Source organism: Pseudomonas sp. GW823-FHT02E01 (assembly GCF_058797535.1).
In genome coordinates this window covers 145,983-166,447 of the sequence record NZ_JBXAJS010000001.1, presented here as the reverse complement: position 1 = coordinate 166,447, position 20,465 = coordinate 145,983, and the positions used below count along the sequence as shown (strand labels likewise).

General features: G+C 57.1%; 17 protein-coding genes. 9 read left to right on the top strand and 8 right to left on the bottom strand.

The features are described from left to right. Positions 1 to 21 precede the first annotated feature (21 nt). From AC1RDQ_RS00715 to AC1RDQ_RS00705, 3 genes are all read left to right on the top strand, one after another. Positions 22 to 1,062: an ABC transporter substrate-binding protein gene (locus tag AC1RDQ_RS00715; protein ID WP_090456239.1), complete on the top strand. Its 1,041-nt coding sequence runs from the start codon at positions 22 to 24 to the stop codon at positions 1,060 to 1,062. Positions 1,063 to 1,403: 341 nt separating this feature from the next. Beyond that, positions 1,404 to 2,819 carry a purine-cytosine permease family protein gene (locus AC1RDQ_RS00710; protein WP_090456237.1) on the top strand — a complete coding sequence of 472 codons (1,416 nt, stop codon included), beginning with the start codon at positions 1,404 to 1,406 and terminating at the stop codon, positions 2,817 to 2,819. 124 nt (positions 2,820 to 2,943) lie between these two features. Further along, positions 2,944 to 4,008: a GGDEF domain-containing protein gene (locus AC1RDQ_RS00705; protein ID WP_492585915.1), complete on the top strand. Its 1,065-nt coding sequence runs from the start codon at positions 2,944 to 2,946 to the stop codon at positions 4,006 to 4,008. Positions 4,009 to 4,126: 118 nt separating this feature from the next. Here AC1RDQ_RS00705 and cls read toward each other — a convergent pair whose 3' ends face one another. Then, entirely contained in the window at positions 4,127 to 5,422 is a 1,296-nt protein-coding gene (cls, locus tag AC1RDQ_RS00700; RefSeq protein WP_223503007.1) for a cardiolipin synthase, read from the bottom strand. Positions 5,423 to 5,708: 286 nt separating this feature from the next. After that, entirely contained in the window at positions 5,709 to 7,610 is a 1,902-nt protein-coding gene (locus AC1RDQ_RS00695) for a potassium transporter Kup (protein WP_492585913.1), read from the bottom strand. A gap of 415 nt (positions 7,611 to 8,025) precedes the next feature. Between AC1RDQ_RS00695 and AC1RDQ_RS00690 the strand changes: the two genes are divergently transcribed. Further along, entirely contained in the window at positions 8,026 to 8,841 is an 816-nt protein-coding gene (locus AC1RDQ_RS00690; protein WP_492585911.1) for a lytic transglycosylase domain-containing protein, read from the top strand. A gap of 70 nt (positions 8,842 to 8,911) precedes the next feature. On the opposite strand, the gene AC1RDQ_RS00685 is transcribed toward AC1RDQ_RS00690, so the two are convergent. The 3 genes from AC1RDQ_RS00685 to AC1RDQ_RS00675 form a co-directional block, all read right to left on the bottom strand. Next, positions 8,912 to 9,481, bottom strand: a complete 570-nt coding sequence (locus AC1RDQ_RS00685; RefSeq protein ID WP_159390200.1) for a DJ-1/PfpI family protein — start codon at positions 9,479 to 9,481, stop codon at positions 8,912 to 8,914. 787 nt (positions 9,482 to 10,268) lie between these two features. Next, complete coding sequence (locus tag AC1RDQ_RS00680; protein WP_150814616.1) at positions 10,269 to 11,228, bottom strand: HlyD family secretion protein; 960 nt, start codon at positions 11,226 to 11,228, stop codon at positions 10,269 to 10,271. A 3-nt stretch (positions 11,229 to 11,231) separates the two neighbouring features. Next, positions 11,232 to 11,603: a DUF3302 domain-containing protein gene (locus AC1RDQ_RS00675; protein WP_090456221.1), complete on the bottom strand. Its 372-nt coding sequence runs from the start codon at positions 11,601 to 11,603 to the stop codon at positions 11,232 to 11,234. 118 nt (positions 11,604 to 11,721) lie between these two features. Here AC1RDQ_RS00675 and AC1RDQ_RS00670 point away from each other — a divergent pair, with 118 nt between their 5' ends. Next, on the top strand, positions 11,722 to 12,384 hold the full coding sequence (locus tag AC1RDQ_RS00670) for a VIT1/CCC1 transporter family protein (RefSeq protein ID WP_090456219.1): 663 nt from the start codon (positions 11,722 to 11,724) through the stop codon (positions 12,382 to 12,384). 77 nt (positions 12,385 to 12,461) lie between these two features. Then, complete coding sequence (locus AC1RDQ_RS00665; RefSeq protein WP_492585909.1) at positions 12,462 to 13,544, top strand: sterol desaturase family protein; 1,083 nt, start codon at positions 12,462 to 12,464, stop codon at positions 13,542 to 13,544. A 205-nt stretch (positions 13,545 to 13,749) separates the two neighbouring features. Here AC1RDQ_RS00665 and AC1RDQ_RS00660 read toward each other — a convergent pair whose 3' ends face one another. Together AC1RDQ_RS00660 and AC1RDQ_RS00655 are read right to left on the bottom strand one after the other, a co-directional pair. Beyond that, positions 13,750 to 14,688, bottom strand: coding sequence for a cupin-like domain-containing protein (locus AC1RDQ_RS00660; RefSeq protein ID WP_492586390.1), 939 nt, complete (start codon positions 14,686 to 14,688; stop codon positions 13,750 to 13,752). 349 nt (positions 14,689 to 15,037) lie between these two features. Next, positions 15,038 to 15,514, bottom strand: a complete 477-nt coding sequence (locus tag AC1RDQ_RS00655) for a hypothetical protein (RefSeq protein WP_492585907.1) — start codon at positions 15,512 to 15,514, stop codon at positions 15,038 to 15,040. A gap of 1,805 nt (positions 15,515 to 17,319) precedes the next feature. On the opposite strand from AC1RDQ_RS00655, the gene AC1RDQ_RS00650 reads away from it, so the two are divergent. The 3 genes from AC1RDQ_RS00650 to AC1RDQ_RS00640 all read left to right on the top strand — a co-directional run bounded on the left by AC1RDQ_RS00650 (position 17,320) and on the right by AC1RDQ_RS00640 (position 19,626). Continuing rightward, a complete protein-coding gene (locus AC1RDQ_RS00650; protein ID WP_492585905.1) occupies positions 17,320 to 18,684 on the top strand; it encodes an OprD family porin in 1,365 nt (454 codons plus the stop codon). Positions 18,685 to 18,762: 78 nt separating this feature from the next. Continuing rightward, positions 18,763 to 19,296: a molybdopterin-dependent oxidoreductase gene (locus AC1RDQ_RS00645; RefSeq protein ID WP_349736776.1), complete on the top strand. Its 534-nt coding sequence runs from the start codon at positions 18,763 to 18,765 to the stop codon at positions 19,294 to 19,296. A gap of 33 nt (positions 19,297 to 19,329) precedes the next feature. Then, on the top strand, positions 19,330 to 19,626 hold the full coding sequence (locus AC1RDQ_RS00640) for a hypothetical protein (RefSeq protein WP_090456212.1): 297 nt from the start codon (positions 19,330 to 19,332) through the stop codon (positions 19,624 to 19,626). Between the two features lie 12 nt (positions 19,627 to 19,638). Here the strand turns inward: AC1RDQ_RS00640 and AC1RDQ_RS00635 are convergent, their stop codons facing one another. After that, positions 19,639 to 20,397 carry a DUF899 domain-containing protein gene (locus AC1RDQ_RS00635; protein WP_492585903.1) on the bottom strand — a complete coding sequence of 253 codons (759 nt, stop codon included), beginning with the start codon at positions 20,395 to 20,397 and terminating at the stop codon, positions 19,639 to 19,641. Positions 20,398 to 20,465: the final 68 nt, after the last annotated feature.

Below are 20,465 nucleotides of genomic sequence, written 5' to 3'. Positions count from 1 at the left end.
CAAGCCCCGAGGAAGCGATCCATGTCCAGATCCTTGCGTTGCAGTGTTCCGTTTGCCCTGGCGTTGTTGAGTGCCAGTGTGTGGGCGGCCCCCCAGGACCTCACCGTTATTTCCTTCGGTGGTGCTACCAAACAGGCCCAGGATAAGGCCTACTTCCAGCCCTTCAACGCCAGCGGCGCGGGCAATATCATCGCCGGGGAGTACAACGGCGAGCTGTCGAAGATCAAGGCCATGGTTTCCGCCGGTCACACCAGCTGGGACGTGGTGGAAGTCGAAAGCCCCGAGCTGTTGCGCGGCTGCGAAGAGGGCCTGTTCGAGAAGCTCGATGCGGGACGCTTCGGTGATTCGGCGAACTTCGTGCCGGGTGCGCTGACCGAGTGTGGTGTCGCAACCTATGTCTGGTCGATGGTCATGGCCTACGACCAGAGCAAGCAGGCCAAGGCGCCGCAGTCCTGGGCCGACTTCTGGAACGTCGCCGACTTCCCGGGCAAGCGCGGCCTGCGCAAGAGCGCCAAGTACACCCTGGAAATCGCGTTGCTGGCCGACGGTGTCAAGGCGGACGACGTGTACAAGGTCTTGAAAACCCCGCAAGGCGTGACGCGGGCTTTTGCCAAGCTCGACCAGATCAAGCCGAACATCCAGTGGTGGGAGGCGGGCGCGCAGCCGGCGCAATGGCTGGTGGCCGGTGACGTGGTGATGAGCGCGGCCTACAACGGCCGGATCGCTTCGGCGCAGAAGGAAGGGATGAAACTGAGCATCGTCTGGCCGCAGAGCCTGTACGACCCGGAATACTGGGCGGTGGTCAAAGGCACGCCGAACAAGGCGCTGGCGGAAAACTTCATCGCCTTTGCCAGCCAGCCGCAGACGCAAAAAGTCTTCTCGGAAACCATCCCCTACGGGCCGGTGCATCGCCAGACCCTGCCATTGCTGCCCAAGGATGTGCAGGACCAACTGCCGACCGCCGAGGCCAACCTGGCCGGCGCGCGGGCCGTGGACGCGGAGTTCTGGGTTGACCATGGCGAGGAACTTGAGCAGCGCTTCAATGCTTGGGCTGCGCGCTGATACAGGCACCGCATAACCCCTGTGGGAGCGAGCTTGCTCGCGAAAGCGGTACTTCAGTCACATCGATGTTGGATGTGCCGCCGTCTTCGCGAGCAAGCTCGCTCCCACAGGGATTTCGTCGTTCAGTTGTCATGGTGTTCTGATCAGTATTTTATTTTTATTGGTTTTTTCTGCCGGTTATTCCGGAAAACCGCGCAATCTTTTTTAAGGTTTAAAGGCACAAATTAACTAATTTTCCTCCTCTCGCTCTTTGTCCATGATCGCCTCCAACAAGAAATGCGCAGGTATGCCCGCGCACACCGAAGTACGAACACGTACTCATCCTTGCCTTGGAGTTCGTCATGTCCACCACCGCTTCATCCGCCCCGCTCATCGAGAAACACACGATCGGGTACGTCCCCCCTGAGGATCGCCACGGAAAGGTCAAAGATCTGTTCACCCTGTGGTTCGGCGGCAATATCGCGCCGTTGCCCATCGTTACCGGCGCGCTTGGCGTGCAGTTGTTTCACCTGAATCTGGTCTGGGGCATCGTCGCGATCATTGTCGGCCACCTGGTCGGCGGTGTGCTGATGGCGCTGCACTCGGCGCAAGGCCCGCAGATGGGCATTCCGCAGATGATCCAGAGTCGCGCTCAGTTCGGTTCGCTGGGCGCGTTGCTGGTGGTGGTGATTGCCGGCGTGATGTACATCGGTTTCTTCGCTTCCAACATCGTCCTGGCCGGCAAGTCGCTGCATGGCGTGGTCGAGAGCGTGCCGGTGTCGGTCGGCATCGTCCTTGGCGGCCTTGGCTCGGGGATCATCGGCATCATTGGCTACCGCTTCATCCACGTGCTCAATCGCATCGGCACCTGGGTGCTGGGCCTCGGCATCGTGCTCGGTTTCGGCTACATCCTGACCCACGTGCAGACCGATGACTTCCTGACCCGTGGCAGTTTCAACATCTCCGGCTGGCTGGCCACGGTGTCGCTGGCGGCGCTGTGGCAGATCGCATTCGCGCCCTACGTGTCCGACTACTCGCGCTACCTGCCCAAAGACGTGAAAGTCAGTTCGACGTTCTGGGCGACCTACCTCGGCTCCTCGCTGGGTTCAATCCTGTCCTTCGTGTTCGGCGCCGTCGCCGTGCTGGCAACGCCGGTGGGCATGGACACCATGGACGCGGTGAAACTCGCCACCGGCGCCATCGGCCCGCTGATGCTGGTGCTGTTCCTGCTCAGCGTGATCAGCCATAACGCCCTGAATCTGTATGGCGCCGTGCTGTCGGTGATCACCTTGCTGCAAACCTTCGCCCACCGCTGGATTCCGACTGCTTCGAGCCGGGCGGTACTGTCGCTGATCATCCTCGCCGGTTGCTGCGTGGCGGCCATCGGCGCCTCGGCGGATTTCATCGGGCATTTCGTCGACCTGGTACTGGCGTTGCTGGTGGTGCTGGTGCCGTGGACCGCGATCAACCTCATCGACTTCTACGCGATCCACAAGGGTGAGTACGACATCGCCTCGATCTTCCGCGTCGACGGCGGCATCTATGGCCGCTTCAACCCGCAGGCGCTGTTGGCCTACGCCATCGGCATCGTGGTGCAGATCCCGTTCATGAACACGCCGATCTACACCGGCCCCGTGGCCGTGCACATTGATGGTGCGGATTTATCGTGGCTGGTCGGGCTGGTGGTCACCACACCGCTGTACTACTGGCTGGCGAACCGTGATACGGCTTATCGTCGGCGCCAGAACATGGCCGGGTTGATGCCGACCAACAGTTGATCGGGCCTGTGGCACAGGCGTACCGGGTTGAAATGATTGTGTAATTCGGGATGGTCGTTTGCCGGGCGTATGGCTATGCTCAGCAAGTTTGCCAAACGCCAATGATAACAATCACAGTGAAACCATGAGCCAATCAGACACGCGTGCGACTGTTCTAGCGCTGTATCCAGAAGACTCCCGCGAGGCGGCGGCATTGCTCAAGCAGGCAGTGCCGCTGATGGTTCGTCACAACATTCCGCCCAACCCGGTGCACTACGCGCTCTGGTACACCTACAGCAAGGGCCAGGAGCCGGAGCTCAATCGGCACCTGGACCGGGTGGTCAACGACTTCGACTACTTCCCGCCGGAGTCGGCCGCCAAGCTGTTTCGCGAGTACATCATCCGCGATGAACTGGCGGACGCCCGCTCCGGGCAGCAGGACGCGATCAATCTGGTCGACGACATGGAGCGCGATGTATCGCGTAGCGTGAAGGGTAACCAGGATTTCCAGGCCAGCCTCGGCCAATACCTGCAGATGCTCGAAGAACCCGCCAGCGAGCGCTTGCCGAGCATCCTGACCCAACTGCAACAGAGCACCCGGCTGATGCAGGGGCAGCAGGAACACTTCCTCGCCCAGTTGCAATCGGCACAGCATGAAATCAAAAGCCTGCGTGACAAGCTGGAGCGCGCCCAACTGGCCGCGACCCTCGATGGCCTCACCGAATTGCTCAACCGCACCACCTTCAACCGCCAGCTTGAACAGGCCTTGAGCAACGTGGCGACGGGCGTGGCGCTGGTCATGCTGGATATCGACCACTTCAAGCAATTCAACGACCAGTACGGCCACCCCTTGGGCGACCGCGTGCTTCAGCATGTCGCCCGGGTGCTGCGTGATTCGCTGCCTGGCGAAGCGTTCGCGGCACGTTATGGCGGCGAGGAGTTTTGCGTGGTGCTCAAGGATTGTCCGGACCTGGCCGCCGCGGGCGCTTTTGCCGAGCGCCTGCGTTTGAAAATCCAGTCGCTGCGGGTCAAGGCCCGGGGCACCGACACGGTGCTGGACACCATCACCGCCTCGTTCGGCGTGGCCCATGCACAACCCGGCGATACACCGGAAAGCCTGGTGACCCGCGCAGACGACGCGCTGTACCAGGCCAAGCGCAACGGGCGCAATCAGGTGCGTCAGCAGCCTGCCGTAGCGGTCGGGTCGTAGATTTCAGTTTCACGGGGGGCAAGGTCGCTGGCAAAAGTTTACGCTGCTTCTTGGGCATGGGTTAGCGACATACCCATCAGGGTGCAGAACAGCACATCCCGGTGACACGCCACTCAACTCAGAGCCAGTACTCCCAAAGGCGCGCCATCTGCTCCTTGGCTTTCACACCGAGCGAGCGGCTCTGCCACTTTTCCATCTTGATTTCGTTCGACTTGGCGAGATCGGCCAGGAATGCCGCCTGCATTTTTTTTCCAAACCCGGCGCCCAGCACAACAACGTTGACTTCATCGTTATGCAGGAAGCTACGCCAGTCGAGGTTGGTGGAGCCGACAGTCGACCACACGCCATCGATTACTGCTGTCTTGACGTGGAGTAGCGCGTCTTTGCGTTCGTAAAGCTTGACGTTGGCTTTCAGCAGCTCGCTGTAGTAGGCGCGTCCAGCATGGAACACCAGCCACGAATCGGTGCTGCTGGGCAGCACCAGCTTGACGTCGACGCCACGTGCTGCAGCCTCCTTGAGTGCCGCCAGCAACTGCGGGTCGGGAATAAAGTAGGCGTTAGTCAGCCATATCTCGGATTGCGCGCTACGCAGCGCCGAAATCAGCGTGGCATAGATCAGGCTGAACGGCTCATTTGGCGAGCTTCCGATGGCCCGCACCACCTCGGTGCCTTTGCGCTCGGGCGGCGGAAAGTAGTGGCGAGCTGCGAGTGGTTCGCCTTTCTGGGTAGCCCAGGTTCCGATGAACAGCTTCTGGAGTTCCGCAACCACAGGCCCCTCGATGCGCAAGTCGGTATCGCGCCAGGGCAAATCACCATTTGGGCGAGTCTTCGAGTAAGAATTGAACGAGCTCCCCGAATAGACGCTGCTGATGTTGATCCCGCCGAGAAAGGCAATACGGCCGTCCACGATCAGCAGCTTTCGGTGGTCGCGCTGGTTCACGTCCCAGCCCGCTTTGGCCGTCACCGGATTGACTGGGTTGTACTCCAGCACCTTGACGCCCGCGTCGGTCAATTGAGAGAAAAACGCTGATGATGTTTTAAGGGTTCCGACGCTGTCACGGATCAGATTGACCTGTACGCCTTGCCGTTGCCGAGCGATCAGCGCGGTGGCGAAGCGCTGGCCGACTTCATCATCGTCGAGGATGTAGGTCTCCATGTTGATGTGGTCGCGCGCTGCTTCCACGGCTTTGATCATCGACTGGTAGGTGGTGGGGCCGTCCTGCAGCAAGTCGACCTTGTTTCCTTCCGTCAGCGGGCTGCCGACGATGGACTCTTCGATTGCGAGGTGCACGTCGAAGATGTCGGTCTCTGCGCCGGTGGACTCGAGTCGATCGAGAATGGCCTTGCTGCGCTCGGCTGACAGAGGCCCGTGTACCCCGTCGAGCTGCACTGGCGCAGAGGGCGCGCGAGCCATATCGGGCACTATCCTGGGCAATGTACTGCAGGAAACCACAAATGCCAGGAGCACAGCCATGCACAGAGCCAGAGGAACACACACACCCTTACATGTGGCAAAAAGATTCATCAGGCCCCCTCTTTGTGAGGACGGTGATAGCGAGTGGCGATGCCGTCACTTGCTTTGACTACTGCGCAAGGGCAGGGTTCGTCGTCAGAGAGTGCTTTTGGCCGATTGTTGCTTTTCGGGAATGGGTCGATTGCTGCCGAACAAACAAGACCGCCAGTGCGATCTTGCCAGTTCCTTACATCTCCACCTGTGTGCCCAGTTCTATCACCCGATTCAACGGCAACTTGAAGTACTTGAGGTTGCTGTTGGCGTTCTTGAGTAAAAAGGCGAAAAGGCTTTCTCGCCAACGGGCCATACCGATGCGCTTGGTCGGGATCACCGTTTCCCGGCTCAGGAAATAGGTGGTGCGCATCGGGCTGAAGTCCAGCTCGGCCAAGTGACAGAGACTCAACGCCAAGGGGACATCGGGCTCCTCGATAAAGCCAAAGTGCAGGCTGACCCGGAAGAACCCTTCGCCATACGCTTCAACCTCAAACCGTCGATCAGCACTCACACGAGGGCTGTCTTCAGACACCACCGTAAGCAATACCACTTGCTCATGCAAAACCTGGTTATGCAGCAGGTTGTGCAGCAGCGCATGCGGAACGGCATCGGACCTGGCTGTCAGAAATACCGCCGTACCCTGTACCCGATGAGGGGGCTGCGTGCGGATGCTACCGATAAACAGTGGTAGCGGCAGCGCGGTTTCGTCCAGCCGTTCAACAATGATCTTGCGGCCACGTTTCCAGGTGGTCATCAAAATGAACAGACCAATGCCAGCAATCACCGGGAACGCACCGCCCTGGAAGATCTTCGGAGCATTGGCCGCGAAGTACAGGCTGTCTACCAGCAGAAAACCGAGCAGCATCGGAACGGCCAACCAGCGCGGGGTTTTCCATAGCAGCAGGACGACGGCCGAGGACAGGATGGTGGTGATCAGCATGGTGCCCGTTACAGCGACCCCATAAGCGGCGGCCAAAGCACTGGACGACTCGAAACCAAGTACCAGCAGCACAACACCGACCATCAACGCCCAGTTAACGGTACCGATGTAAATCTGTCCCTGCTCCTGGCTGGAGGTATGCTGGATAAACATGCGAGGGACATACCCAAGCTGGATGGCCTGGTGTGTCAGGGAAAATGCGCCGGAGATCACGGCTTGAGAAGCGATGATGGTCGCCAGTGTAGAGAGTGCGACCATCGGCAGCAGTGCCCAGCCCGGCGCGAGCAAATAAAATGGATTGCGCACCGCCTCGGGGTTTTCCAGGATCAAGGCACCTTGGCCAAAATAATTGAGTACCAGTCCTGGCAATACCAAAATGAACCAGGCGCGGGCAATGGGTTTGCGACCGAAGTGCCCCATGTCTGCATACAGTGCTTCGGCGCCCGTCAGCGCGAGTACCACTGCACCAAGAATGGCCACACCGATTTCCGGATGAGCGATGAAAAAATGCGCTCCCCAGTATGGATTGAGCGCTTGCAGCACTTCCGGCCGCTGTAAAATGCCATAGACCCCCAGCGCACCCAGCACGACAAACCACAGCACCATCACTGGGCCGAACAGAATGCCGATGCGAGCCGTGCCGTGTTTCTGTATCAAGAACAGCGCCACCAGCACGATCACTGACAAAGGCACGACCCAGTGTTCAATTCCGTCAAACGCCAGCTGTAACCCTTCAACCGCAGAGAGCACCGAAATAGCCGGGGTGATCATGCTGTCCCCGTAAAAAAGTGCCGCACCAAACAGGCCAAGCAGAACGAGTATTTTACTCATTCGCGGATAAGGGGCGGCTGCGCGGCGAGCCAAAGCCGTCAACGCCATGATGCCGCCTTCACCCTGGTTGTCGGCACGCAGGATGAACAGCACATATTTGATCGAGACGACCCAAATCAGTGACCAGAAGACCAACGACAGAATACCCAGCACGCCGTCGTGGTTGGCCTGAACTCCGTAGTGGCCAGAAAATACTTCTTTCAGCGTGTAGAGGGGGCTGGTGCCAATGTCCCCGTAAACCACTCCGACCGCGGCGACGAGCAAGCCCACTCCTGACGCTTTGGATTGCGAGTTTTCATGTGCTCCGATTGCTGTTTCACTCAAGGGTCGCTTCTCTCGAATTACGGGGAGGAAATGCATGCCATCCTTGGGCAAAACGATGTGCCTGGGCCACTGAAGCCTCAAGGCGCATGGACGATCTAAAAAGTCGCGGCCAGTATCTTTGAGGGCGCAAACAGCAGTCGTAAAGAAAGCGTAAAAAATTTACGGCAGATATTCGAAACATCAGATCCAGTGGCTTGGGCCTGTCCCGCCCCGGCCCGACGCGTCGTGCGAGCAATCAGACCTGCGTCTCGCCTGGGAACGTCGGCAGCCCGTACGTCAACGCAAGTTCCAAGACCGGTTACAAGGGGTATAACTATCAGAACAAAAGGCGGGTCACCCAGAATAGGCCCTCCAAAGGCAGCGCCCGGTCCGGGCGCCCCAGGCCTGATCGGCGCCTGCGGTGCGGAGCGATGTGATGAGTTCCAGAGCATGGCGATGGGCTCGCAAGAGCTTTCTTGGCTGCATCGAGCTGGCCGTGCTGGTCACTCCACTGTGCGCCAGCGCCATGTTCAAGTGCCAAGCCAGGGACGGAACCATCAGCTACACCAGCCAGGCCATCGCCAGCGCCCGCTGCACTCGCCTCAATGGCATGGCGGGCGCCGGTGTCGGCGCCAAGGCAATGGCGCTGCCACGGGTTGTGCGGGACGACACCCCAGGCGCGGTACGGATCCGGGTGTGGACTTTCATCCACAAGGGTAATCGTCAATATGTGAGCCGGCGCCCCGTCGGGATCTCCGCACGGGTCGATGTCCTTGAGCTCTATTACATCAAGGGCTGCTATCTGTGCATGGCGCCGAAGGATTTCAAGGTCGCCTCACTGCGCCTGGACACCCATTCCTATCGGCGGGAGATCGAAGCCGCTTCGGGTCATTATGGTGTCGACAGGGCGCTGGTCCGCGCAGTGATACATGCCGAATCGGCGTTTCGCCCCAACGTCATTTCCGAAGCCGGCGCCCAGGGGCTGATGCAGTTGATGCCCGCCACCGCCGAACGCTTCGCCGTGGACGATCCGTTCGATGCACGACAGAACATTCGTGGCGGCGTGCGCTACCTGGCCTGGCTGCTCAAGCGCTTCAACGGCAACCAGATGCTGGCGTTGGCAGGTTACAACGCCGGCGAAGCGTCCGTGGTCCAGTACAACGGGGTGCCTCCCTACGCCGAGACGCAATCCTACGTCACCCTCGTGCAGTCCTTGACCGAACGCTATCGCAACCATAGCGGCCGTCCGTGAGGGGCAGAAACCGGCCAGGAGCGGACCTCGAACACATCACCTGATCGGCTGTTTTTTTAGGACGAAGCGGTCACCCGTGTTCCGCTGCCAACATTGACCTGAACTGCGAAATGATCTCTGAAGATAACCCGGCAGCTTCGAACACTGCGCAGGTAAAGCTAACGGGTGCAGGACCTGGAGCAGTTATGATGCGGTCGGCAACCACCGCTACTTGACTGCTTCGATAAAGCGTGGCCCCGTCATAACCTGCGGCATTCTGTTGTAAAAAGTCAGCGCTGTTCGAAGTATGAGGAACCGTGTCGAGAAGCCCGGCCCTCGCAAGTGCCAGCGTCCCCCCACAGATACCGGCAATTGTCGCTCCACTTGAACGACTAGCATGAAGAAAGTCCCGAATATCCGGTGCATCTGCACGCTCCCAGATCATTCCACCGATGACGACAACAACGTCCGGCTTCCAGTCCAGGCATTGTTGCAAGCTGCTATCCACAGTTACAGCCAATCCGCCCTGCGAGCGGAACTGCCCCGTAGTAGAGGTGAAAAACCTGACGTCGATCCCGTAAAACGGGGATGCGGTTCCTGCAATGAAAGCGTATTCCCAGTCCGCAAAACCGGGTGTCAGTATCAAGCCCAAGCGTGCCATCAGTCCGAATCCTCCATGAAAACGAACAACATAAAGCGACAACAAACAGATCTCAACGTCCGCTTCGGGTCTATTGTGTTGAAAAAATCCCAACGCCATCCTGACTGTTACTGGACTTGAGAAAAAAACAATGAAGTCGCCGTTGCCTCTGTAGTTACCTCTTCAACCAGGTACTTGCCGGTTCTTCGCCTGCCCTCCATCCACATCTGCATGATTCATCCTCGTCTGAAGGTGAAATGAGTGGAGCTACCTCCAACAGATACCATAGAGGACAACCACTGACACGCCTCTGGCCGCTTGATACAGGGAAATGGGATGACTGGAAAAACGGTGGGCAAGTCTGTGCAATCACCCAGCCGGTGGAACTGCAAACCATTCTGGCAATCGAAACCTTAAAGGGCGGAGCGGGCGTAGTATGGGTTACGCATTCGCATTGAACGCCCTGTAGGGCTGTAAAGCCGGGAGGGTTGCATGGAAAGGGACGCGATGTTCAAGTTCCTTGCGGGCTACCTGTTGATGTGTGCCCTGCTGGCATGGGGGGTGATCCAGGCGTCTCACTGGATTGCTTCTCGCCTGCTGCTGTATTGGATTATTTAGCGCCGACCCTCGCCGCTTCGCTCCTCCTTGTCGATTCTTCCAGTACCACAATGGTGCGATCCACTGTCTGACCTTCTCCCTCTGACCCTCAGCCTGCTCGATCAGTCGCTGCAATAACGCGATCAGACCGGTTCGCTGAACCGGCAACTGGCCCCAGTCAAGGATTGAGCCAGTTGCCGATGCTGCCAGGTTAGTGGAACGGAAAGATGTAATTCATCCATGCCGCCATGCGCAGAAGGATTTTGCGCATCATCGCGATGTGATGGAAATGCTGGCTGTACAACGCCGCCTGGCCGTAGGCGCCGCCGGGCATCTGGTCGGCGTACTGGGCATAGTCGGGATCGGTGATCTCAATGATCACCGGAACCCGGCCGGCCGGTGGTGAACCGGTAAAGCTGATCAGTGTGCCCGACGGTTGGATCTGGCCTTCGGCGATGACCGAAACGACGGTCTTGACCTTGCCTTCGAAAACCTTGCCTGGAATGCCGTCGAAAGCGACCTCGGCCTCGTCGCCCTCGGTCAGGCGCAACAGGCTGTTCTGGCGCATCCACGCGGAGAAGTAATGCCCTTCGGCGGGAATGAAGACCATCGAAGGGCGCAGCGGCAACTTGGTCGCCATCATGCCCGGACGCAGTGAAACATGGGTGACGAAGCCTTTGCTCGGCGCACGGACGGTGGTGTTGTCGAGTTCGTACTGCGCGTTGTCCAGTTGTGCCTTCAGGTCGTCACTGCGAGCGACCACCATATCCAGTTCCCGTTGGGTACTGAAGTTACGCTTGATCAACTCGGTGATCCGGGCGCGATCGGCCTGGGCGGCAATCAGCTGTGCCTTGAGGGATTTCACCCGGTATTCGAAAGGTGCAGGGTCGATGCGAAACAGCACATCGCCTTTTTCCAGGGGCTGGTTGGTCTTCACCGATACATCGATCACCTGGCCGCTGACCACGGGTATCACTGGAACCGATACGAAATAGGAACGCGCCACCTCGGAGTAGGGGTGGTTGTAGTTCATCGTGAAAATCAGCGTGCCGATAATCACGATCCCGCCCAGCACCGCCGTGGGCACCGTCCATTTGTTCAGGGGGATGCGGAAGATCTTGAAGATGGCTACGCAGAGAGCGGCATACGTCAGAATGAGTAAGAGATCCATGGCTCAAATGCCCTCGCCGAGATTGTCCGTTGGCACACGGTTCTGTGCCGTACCCATCGCTGACTCCAGGCGCTCGATCCGGCCTTGCAGCTCGGCGACCTGTTGTTCGAGGTGAACCACATGACTTTTGGGTGAATGTCCGTCACTGAAACCCCAGCCCCGGTCCTCCCGATAGGCCATCGCCCAGATCCACAGGAACGGCCAGAGTGCGTGCAAGGTGAAGAGGCTGACCCAGCCGGTGGCGTGGATCGCATCCTGGTGAGGGTGGTTGCGGTGGACGGCAATTTCATAGGGGATGTCGTGGAGCAGGATGATCCCGTAGAACAAGAAGAGTCCTACAAATATCAGTACGCCCAGGGCGAAGTATTCAAGCATGAACCAGTCCTCTTGAAGCAGATAGCGTGTGCGCCTGAGTGTAGCCGTTCAATCTACACTTGACGGGGATGCGGATATCCAGCCGGAACAACCGGTACCTGACCGACGAGGTGAGTTCATGCCAACCAATGCTCAATTCGAGAGGGCGCCTGTACTTGACCCTGTCGAGCGCATTACCGAGGTGATCTTCGGCCTGCTGATGGCCATGACGTTCACCGGCACCATCAGCGTGGCCACGGCAGACCAGGCCGCCGAACGCACGATGATGATTGCCGCGCTCGGCTGCAATCTCGCCTGGGGACTGGCCGATGCGGTCATGTACCTGTTGCGCGCACTGGTCGAGCGCACGCGCAGGATCAAGCTGTACATGGCCTTGCGTAATGGCACGGACGCCGCGGTCGGTCAGGCGCTCGTTGCGCAAGTGTTGCCGTTGCAGTTCGCGACGGCGGCCGGCAGTGAGGGCCTGGAGTTGTTGCGCCGTCGGCTGCTCGAGCAGCCCCCCTTGCCGATCAGGGCCGGCCTCGGCTGGAGCGACTTCAGGGGCGCCCTCGGTGTTTTCCTGTTGGTCGTGTGCTCGACATTTCCGTTGGTGGTGCCGTTCATACTGCTCGATCAGACGGCGCTCGCCATCCGCCTGTCCAACCTGATCGGACTCGTGGTGCTGTTCATCGCAGGCTGGCTGCTCGCCAGATACGCTGGCGCCACGCAATGGCAGGGTGGGGTGATCATGGCCGCCACGGGGGGCGTGCTGATCCTTGCAATCATTGCGCTGGGTGGATAAAAACCGGGCATCATTCAACACACTAAAGACTCGTTCTCATTTACAATTGCCCTTCCATTTACGTCGGGCAGCCTGGCATGGATGTTTTCGCCGCAATCCATCTTCATTTATCCCAGTGGGTATTCGAGCCGGTCACCCGGCAGTTCCTGGGCATTTTCGACTTCAACGGCAGACTCGGTCTAGCCTTTCTCTGCATGTCTTACAGCGTCGCCTATTGCCTGTTCCGCTACCGCAAATCCCGGGGCTTGACCGACGCGCGCTCATTCGGGCAGTTCATCGGCGGCTGCCGGGTGTACCTGCATCGCTCGGCGCTGCTCGACTACCGCTACTACTTCGTACTCGCCATCCTCAAGGTTGCCCTGGTGCTGCCCATCGTCGGCCTGGTCGATCCGTACGTCTTGCGTTCAGCGGACTACATCGCGTTCTTCACCCAGCTGTGGGGCGCGCGTACGCAAGTGGAAGAGAACCTGGCGCTGACCCTGCTCTATGGGCTGGGCGTATTTCTGGTCAAGGATTTCAGCCATTACTGGGGCCATCGCGCTTTCCATTCGCGGTATCTGTGGGCCTTCCACAAAGTCCATCATTCGGCGCCCGTGCTGGTGCCGGCGACGGCCAGCCGCGTGCACTTTCTGGAAGAAGTGGTCGAAAAGCTCACGGATATCATCTGCGTCGGCGCATTTGCCGGGGTCTTCTGGTACGCCTGCGGCGGGGAGATCAGCCGCTATACCTTGTTTGGCGTGACCTACATGGTGTTCATCTTCAATGGCCTGGCGGCCAACCTGCGTCACAGCCATGTCTGGTTTTCCTTCGGGCCGGTGCTGGAACGGGTGCTGAGCAGCCCGGCGCAACACCAGATTCATCACAGCGATGCGCCACGACACTTCAACAAGAACTTCGGCATCAATCTGTCACTGTGGGACTGGATGTTCGGAACGCTCTACGTCACCCGGTCCACACCCGAGGCCATTCACTTCGGCACCGGTGAGCAGGATCACGAGCGTTACCTGACGCTGCCGGGGTTGATCGTCACGCCTTTCGTGGACATCGCCCGCAAACTCCTTCCGGGAAAACCCCCGAAAGCACAGCCTGAAAACGGATCTGATCCGTATTTTTCAGCGCAATCTGCCTCTGTAACGGATACAGCCGCCAGCCCACAATAAGTCTTCGGTACGCCGCTCGGGCAGCACACGCCGCCCCTGTACCGCCAATTCATAGTGTGGGAGGCCCCATGGCCAAGATGACGATTTTTCTCGGTGGTTTTCTGCTGTTGACCATCCTGATCGGTATGCTGGCGACGATTCCGCCGGCGTGATTAGGTGCGGCGTTGACCTTGGGAAGGTTCATGGTGTCCAGTGCTTGAAATGCTCAATTGCTATCGATTTTCTCACGCACCGAATTTACCCAGAAGTTTATCGAGAGGGACGAAGTCAACGACCTTACTTGGTGAAACCAGCCTTCAGGTAAAAAGAGTAAATCGCCGGGTTTCAAATGCACCGCAAAAAAGCTCACATGTTTTGCTGCCGGAAACTCCTCAAAATTCGGATTTGACGGGTCGAAGTCGCAACCTTCCAGGCCGCCGTTAGGCGAAGTCGACCAACTACCCAATGCAATGCGGTGGTGAGGCGCAGCCAGCAACATAGACTTTTCTCCCCAGACTTGAGCGAAAAGGTTGTCTGAGTCATCCCGATGAAGGGGGGTCAACGAAGCCTGCGTTTCTTCGCGGGCTTGCATGACGGGCAGCGTGCAATACAGCCGATCGGCCATCCACAGCTGGCCCTTAGTGGCGCGGGCCAACAACGGCAGCACGCTGACGCGTTCACTCGCGTAGGCATCCTCGCAAGGCTGCAAGTCGACGATCTGATCCAGGTCCGGGTCGTAGACCACGACTGAAAACCCTGGCCGGGCCGCACCTCGTTCCCGCCGCAAAGCCCCCAAGCGTTTTTCGGTAGAAGGCAGGTGGTTACCGTCGACAATGCGCAATTGCCAGCCGGGCAAAATGGCGGGACAACCCAACGCCTCTATCGTCGGGGTCAGGCGCTCAGCGCTTCCTGTGACCAACGCCCGCAGCAATGCAGGCTCTGTGCGACTGACCTTGTCATAGAGCGCCGCCAAGGTAACCGGTAGGTCATCCATCTGGCGGGCAGCGGCATGCAAGGAAGGGCGCAAACCCAATGGAACAAGGGACATCAGCTCAACGATGGTCGAAAACAAAAGCTCACGCGGGTATTGGCGTTGACGGTGTTCTTCAAACACCTGATCAACCCATTTGGCAGGAACAGCCTGCTCCAGTATCAACTTGGCCATGACACTGGCCGGTGTCTTTTTTTCAAACCGCGCTAGAACTTCTGCCCACATCGTTTTCGTCACCCTGACTGGAGTTTTAGGAGATTCTAAACGAAGCCCTTGAAAGGGCTGACTCTAAGGGCGGCGTTGAATTTGAGCTTATCCCCCGGGCACTATGTACCAATTCATATACTGTACGCAGATTTTTCCTCAGGGCCTGATCTTACTTCTGGTAAGTAACAAAGATACTTTGGTTGCTATTAAAATTTGTCAAAAGTTTGATCGTTAGATTTGAGCCGGTATCATTGCTGTTAGCCGGCTCAGGATTTTTTCGCAGAGGGAGTTGTGCACCATGTGCTTTGTTTAATACTCAGCTATACACATCCCGCTCTATTATATTTGAAAGCTTCAGTAGCTTGGTGTATGGTCCCGTCAATATAGTGTTTTTATCCTTGATTGTGTGAATGATAAGCTCAGATTTGCAGAAGTAAAAAATGCTAAACATTCTTTTTTTTGGGTAGTATGCTCCATCTTTTTTTTCTGAATAATCGATGGTGAGCATTGCGCTCTTCAATGTTTCTTGGCTTATATCGATGTGGGTTCTTAATTCAGAAAGCGCTTCGTCATAATACATTAGTTTGATTGTCATAGCTAAATAACCTATAGTTCCGGCTATGGCGTTGCTACTTCGGTATGCTTCTGTTAGTCCTATTATGTTCATAAAAATAAAAACTAAACTCATCAGTGTGTAAGCCAATACGGTTTTTTCAATTAATGAAAGTAATTTAAGGTGGTCTTTTGATAATTGGTCTCTTAGCTTAAGTTTTTTCAAGGTGTCACTATTCATGGGGTCAATCACGCTACGATGCTCTGTTATAATTTTAAATCTACTGGGCGTACTCGCACTGAACTAAGGTACGTCCAGTAGAACCCCGGTTATTTAACTGGGAGTACTAGAGGGCGTCTGAGGGAAAAAAGAAGATCCCTCAAAGCCACCTGGAAAGGTACCTGGTTTCCACGCGTTAGCGGCATCTCTTCCTGCATTATAAATTCCTTCTCCTGCCATGCTTCCCAACCCGCCCCCAATTGCCGCACCCGCGAGTGGATGCCCAAGTCGAGTCCCTATAGCAGCACCTGCCGCAGTACCCAAAGTACCTCCTACGCTAGTTGCAAAAGTGCTACCATTGCTGGCGCCTGAAACTTGAGATATTTCAATATTGGATAACTTTCTCATGACTAAATATTCCTTTTTAGGCGTTAATGATCGTCAGCGTTCTATTTGTGTAGTATTCAACCTCCATTTGTTAAAAAAATTTTTACTATTCACGTCAGTAAATACTGGGATCGGAGTGTGCCTGAAACGCACAATTTCTCTAGTTGCCACTGCATTGCAACAGGTTTTTTTGTTGTATATTAGAAATGAGTTTTCATGGTTGATGAAAGCCTAGAAGAACCATCAATCTTGGAATAAAATAAATTATGGTTGAAATTACAACTGGTAAAATTACGGTCTGTATGTGCTCGCATTGGATAATGTTACGACCGAGTTTTGCATTTATAAATGATGCGCACCCCTTTGCCGTGAGCGAAAGGAATAAAGCAATTCCGAGAGAAATAGTCATTTCCACGATATCATCTATGTCCAAAACAAATTGTCCGAGGCGGATTTGAGTTTTTGTCGTAATAATATAATGCCTACTTATAGGTTTTGTATTATTAAAAATATAGCTTCATGCTCTACTTTTGATTCTTCCGCTCTAGGCACCGAACGCGGTCCGTGTTTCCTGTTACGACGCCAGTGCCGAAAACCGGCACCTGACTTGCCCAAAGCCTGTTTTACATCAAGAGGCCCTGATACTCCTATTCGATCGATCGTCAATACCCATAGGATTTGTAATGTTGGCACACTTGGCTCCAAATACAGATGAGCGTTTCTTGCCGATCCGAGACTTTTATTGTAAGTCCAAGTAGACGGCGAGCAGGCTGATGTTGCATTAATAAGCCATAAATACCGATGGCAAGACAACATGTAGTCAAAGGTCTATTTATACTGCCACGCAGCAAGCTAAGTACCATCCTGCAGATGTAGGGGGTCAGAAGTTGATGTGAGCCCTTCTACACAGGTCAGGCTCTGTACGAAAGAATTTTAAAGTACGTAGATCGTTTGTTAAGTCAGCTTCGTCCTACATTTCAAGTAAGTTTTCTTTTTTTCAAGAGAGATGATTCCTACAAAAATGCTTTCCCGTTTTAACTTTCCAGACTGTAAATTGCGCGAGCTCCACATTCCCGATTATTGAGTCAGTATTTGACCGTAACCTGGAAAACTAAAGTCGGTTGTTTTTCAAACTCTCACATGAAAAAAAAACACTCGTGTGTACCGCAGAAAACCATGCCGGCAGTAGTTTTTGCTTATGACACCTCGGTAGCGCTCGGTGACTCGGCCACCACCTCGCACGATTGCATACCCTGTAGAAATTAATTTGACTTCAGAGTCAGGTTCTTGAAAGATGCCGCCCGACCAGACTGTTTCCAGGCTCTCGCTGCGCCTATCGCTGTATACAAAAATATATAGCGAAAGCCGCCCGCCAGAGCTCAGGCAAACCCGGACCCTGGACACCAAAAAAACAAGAGACCCGCACCGGAGTAAACACAATGAAGCTGCAACCCCTGGCCCTGGCCATCACCCTGGGTGGCTTGACCCACCAGGCCATCGCCGCCGGTTTTATCGATGACAGCAAGGCCTCGCTGAACCTGCGCAATTTCTATTTCAATTCGGACAACCGGGAAAGCCAGGGCAAGGTGGGTAATGCCGCCTACACCAGCCAGGCCAAGGAGTGGGGGCAGGGGCTGCAACTCAACGTGATCTCCGGATTCACCCAAGGCACCGTCGGCTTTGGCCTGGACGCTATCGCCATGATGGGGCTGAAGCTCGACAGCGGCGGTCGCGTGGGCAAGGCCGGTATCGACCGCACGCCGGGGGCGCTGTTTCCCACGGACAGTGACGGCCATGCAGTCGATGAATATTCCAAGGGCGGCGTGACCGGCAAAGTGCGCATTTCCAAGACCGAAGCACGCCTGGGCACCCTGCAGCCCAAGCTGCCGGTGATCAACTTCAACGACGGTCGCCTGCTGCCGCAAACCTTCGAAGGCGGGCAGATCACTTCAAGTGAAATTGACGGCCTGACCCTCACTGCCGGCCAACTGCAAAGTACCAAGACCCGCAGTTCCACCGACGATATCGATCTGCGCATCGGCGGTGCGACGCGTCCCGCCGGTACTCCGGCCAGCACCGCGCTGGCCGACTCGGACACCTTCGTCTTCGCCGGCGGCGACTACAAGATCACCAAGGACCTGACCGCCCAGTACTACTACGGCAGCCTCGAAGATTTCTACCAACAGCACTTCCTCGGCCTGATCCACACAATGGCCATCGGCCCCGGCGCGCTGAAGACTGACCTGCGCTATTTCAACAGCAGCGCCGATGGCAAGAACGGCAACGCGGCCGGACGGGCCCAGGGCTACAAGAGCAGCGGTTTCTGGAAAGCGGGCGACACACACGCCGGTGAAGTGGACAACAACACCTGGAGTGCCCTGTTCACCTACAGCCTGAGTGGCCATGCATTTAGCGCGGGCTACCAGCAAGTCTCCGGCGACAGCGCGTTCCCGTTCGTCAACCAGGGCGACGGAGCCACTGCGTACCTGATCACGGACCGGCAGATCGGCAAGTTCCTCAGCGCCGGTGAGCGCACCTGGCTGGCCGAGTACGGGTATGACTTCGTGGCGCTTGGCGTGCCGGGGCTCAAGACAGTGGTCACTTATCTCAGTGGCGACAACATCGACTCCGCCGTCGGTGATCGCAAAGAGTGGGAGCGCGACCTACGGATCGACTATGCACTGCAAAGCGGTCCACTCAAGGGGGTGGGCATTTCCTGGCGTAACGCCAGCTTGCGTGGCAATGCCAGCAGCGACCTGGATGAAAATCGCCTGATCCTCAGCTACAGCCTGCCGCTGCTTTAAGCACGGCGGAGCGGTCCCGGACTGCCATCGCCCAGTCCGGGACCCCAGTGATTGGTCAACCACGACAGGAGCATCGCCATGCGTTCAATTTTTTCGACTGTGCAAAGCCTTGTTCGCCCCAGCGCCAAACCCGTGTTGTTTTCACGCCCGGCCATCAATGTGGCTGAGCAGACTCTGGAGGTGGTCGGGCAAGTGCAGATCCCGCTGTGCCTGAGCGTGGCCGACCTGCAAGCCATGCCGGGCTATGACTGGGTGCGACTGACCAGCAATACCTGCGAGGGCAATGCGCAAAAAGCACAGAAAAAGGGCTATCGCGGGGTGCTGCTGCGGGAAATTGTCCTCAAGGCCGGGTTGAAGAGTGATGACCCTAAAGGCTGGAAACGCGCCTATGTGGTGGCGCGTGCCAGTGACGGCTATGTCGCGTTGTTCAGTTGGAACGAACTGATCAATACCGACGTGGGCGATGCGGTGCTGGTGGTGTACCGACAACATTCGCACGGGCAGACGGAGCTCGGCGAACACCTTTCATTGGTCTCGGGAAGCGATCGTCATTCCGGGGCTCGTCAAGTGAAGTGGTTGCGCAGCATTGAGCTGTGCAGCATCTTTGGTTGACTCATCCACAACGCCGTACCGGGGGAAATGCCAATGCCAGTGTGCAATTCGCTTGGCCTTGATCGACATTCTACGGTCGAGCAGGTGTTGGCCGGCGAACAGTGGCCGCCCGAATTCGAAGTGGCCATGAGGGATTTGCTCGAGCAAATGGCCAACACCGACCATGAAGTGACGCTGCACAACCTCGGCCGCTTCCTCGGCGACTTCGTGCCGCGATACACGCTTAACCGTGCCGAGGAATGGCAGCAATGGGCGACCCGGCGCTGGATCTCACAGACCAAGCTCGTGCTAATGGACAAACTGGCGGACGTTTTCATCGGTGGTCAGTGACAACGCTGGCGCTCACCGGTACTCATCATGCCGACGCCACCAAGGCCCCGTTTCATTGCGTCCCTTGGGCGCGCGGTCGAGCCATTGGTACATGCTCCACAATCCGTCCAGGCCCCGTGCGTAGGTGGAGTAGGTGTGATAAATCTCGCCATCCTCCAGCACAAACGTACTCAACCCCGGCCTGTCGCGGGTATAGGTCGGCGCATCGGTGCCACAGGTCGCGGCGAATTGTTTCACCGGTTCCGGGATCTGGCTGGCGTCCATGGCATGGCCGCCGCGCTGGTAGTTGTATTCGACCAAGCCTTCGCGCTGCTGCGCTTCGGTGAAGTAGACATTGAAGTCGGCGGTGAAGTCGCTATCGGCGGCCGAGGCCCAGCGGAAGGTCCAGCCCATTCGGCGCTTGTAGGCCTGCAGTTTCGCCAAGGGTGCGCGGGATATCGCCATCAGGGTCACGTCGTGGTTCGCCAGGTGGACGACGACGGGGTCGAAGCCATCGGCGATGGCTGAGCAGGAAGGGCAGCCGGCCGTGTAGTCGGGGCCGAACATGAAGTGGTAGACCAGCAGTTGCGAGCGCCCTTGAAAGAGTTCGGCCAGGGTGGCGCTGCCGTTGTCGGTATCGAAGCGGTACGTCTTGTCGAGGCGAAACCATGGCAATGCCTGGCGTTGCCTGGCCACATCATCGCTGCGTCGGGTCAGCGCCTTTTCCGCTTCAAGCAGTTGCAGACGTGCCGCCAGCCATTGTTCCCGGGTCGCGGTTTTGTGGGTGTTCATCGTTGTACGCTCCTGGTGAAAGGTCGTGATTTAGACTAAACCCGGGTATCGAATGATGGGAGTGACAA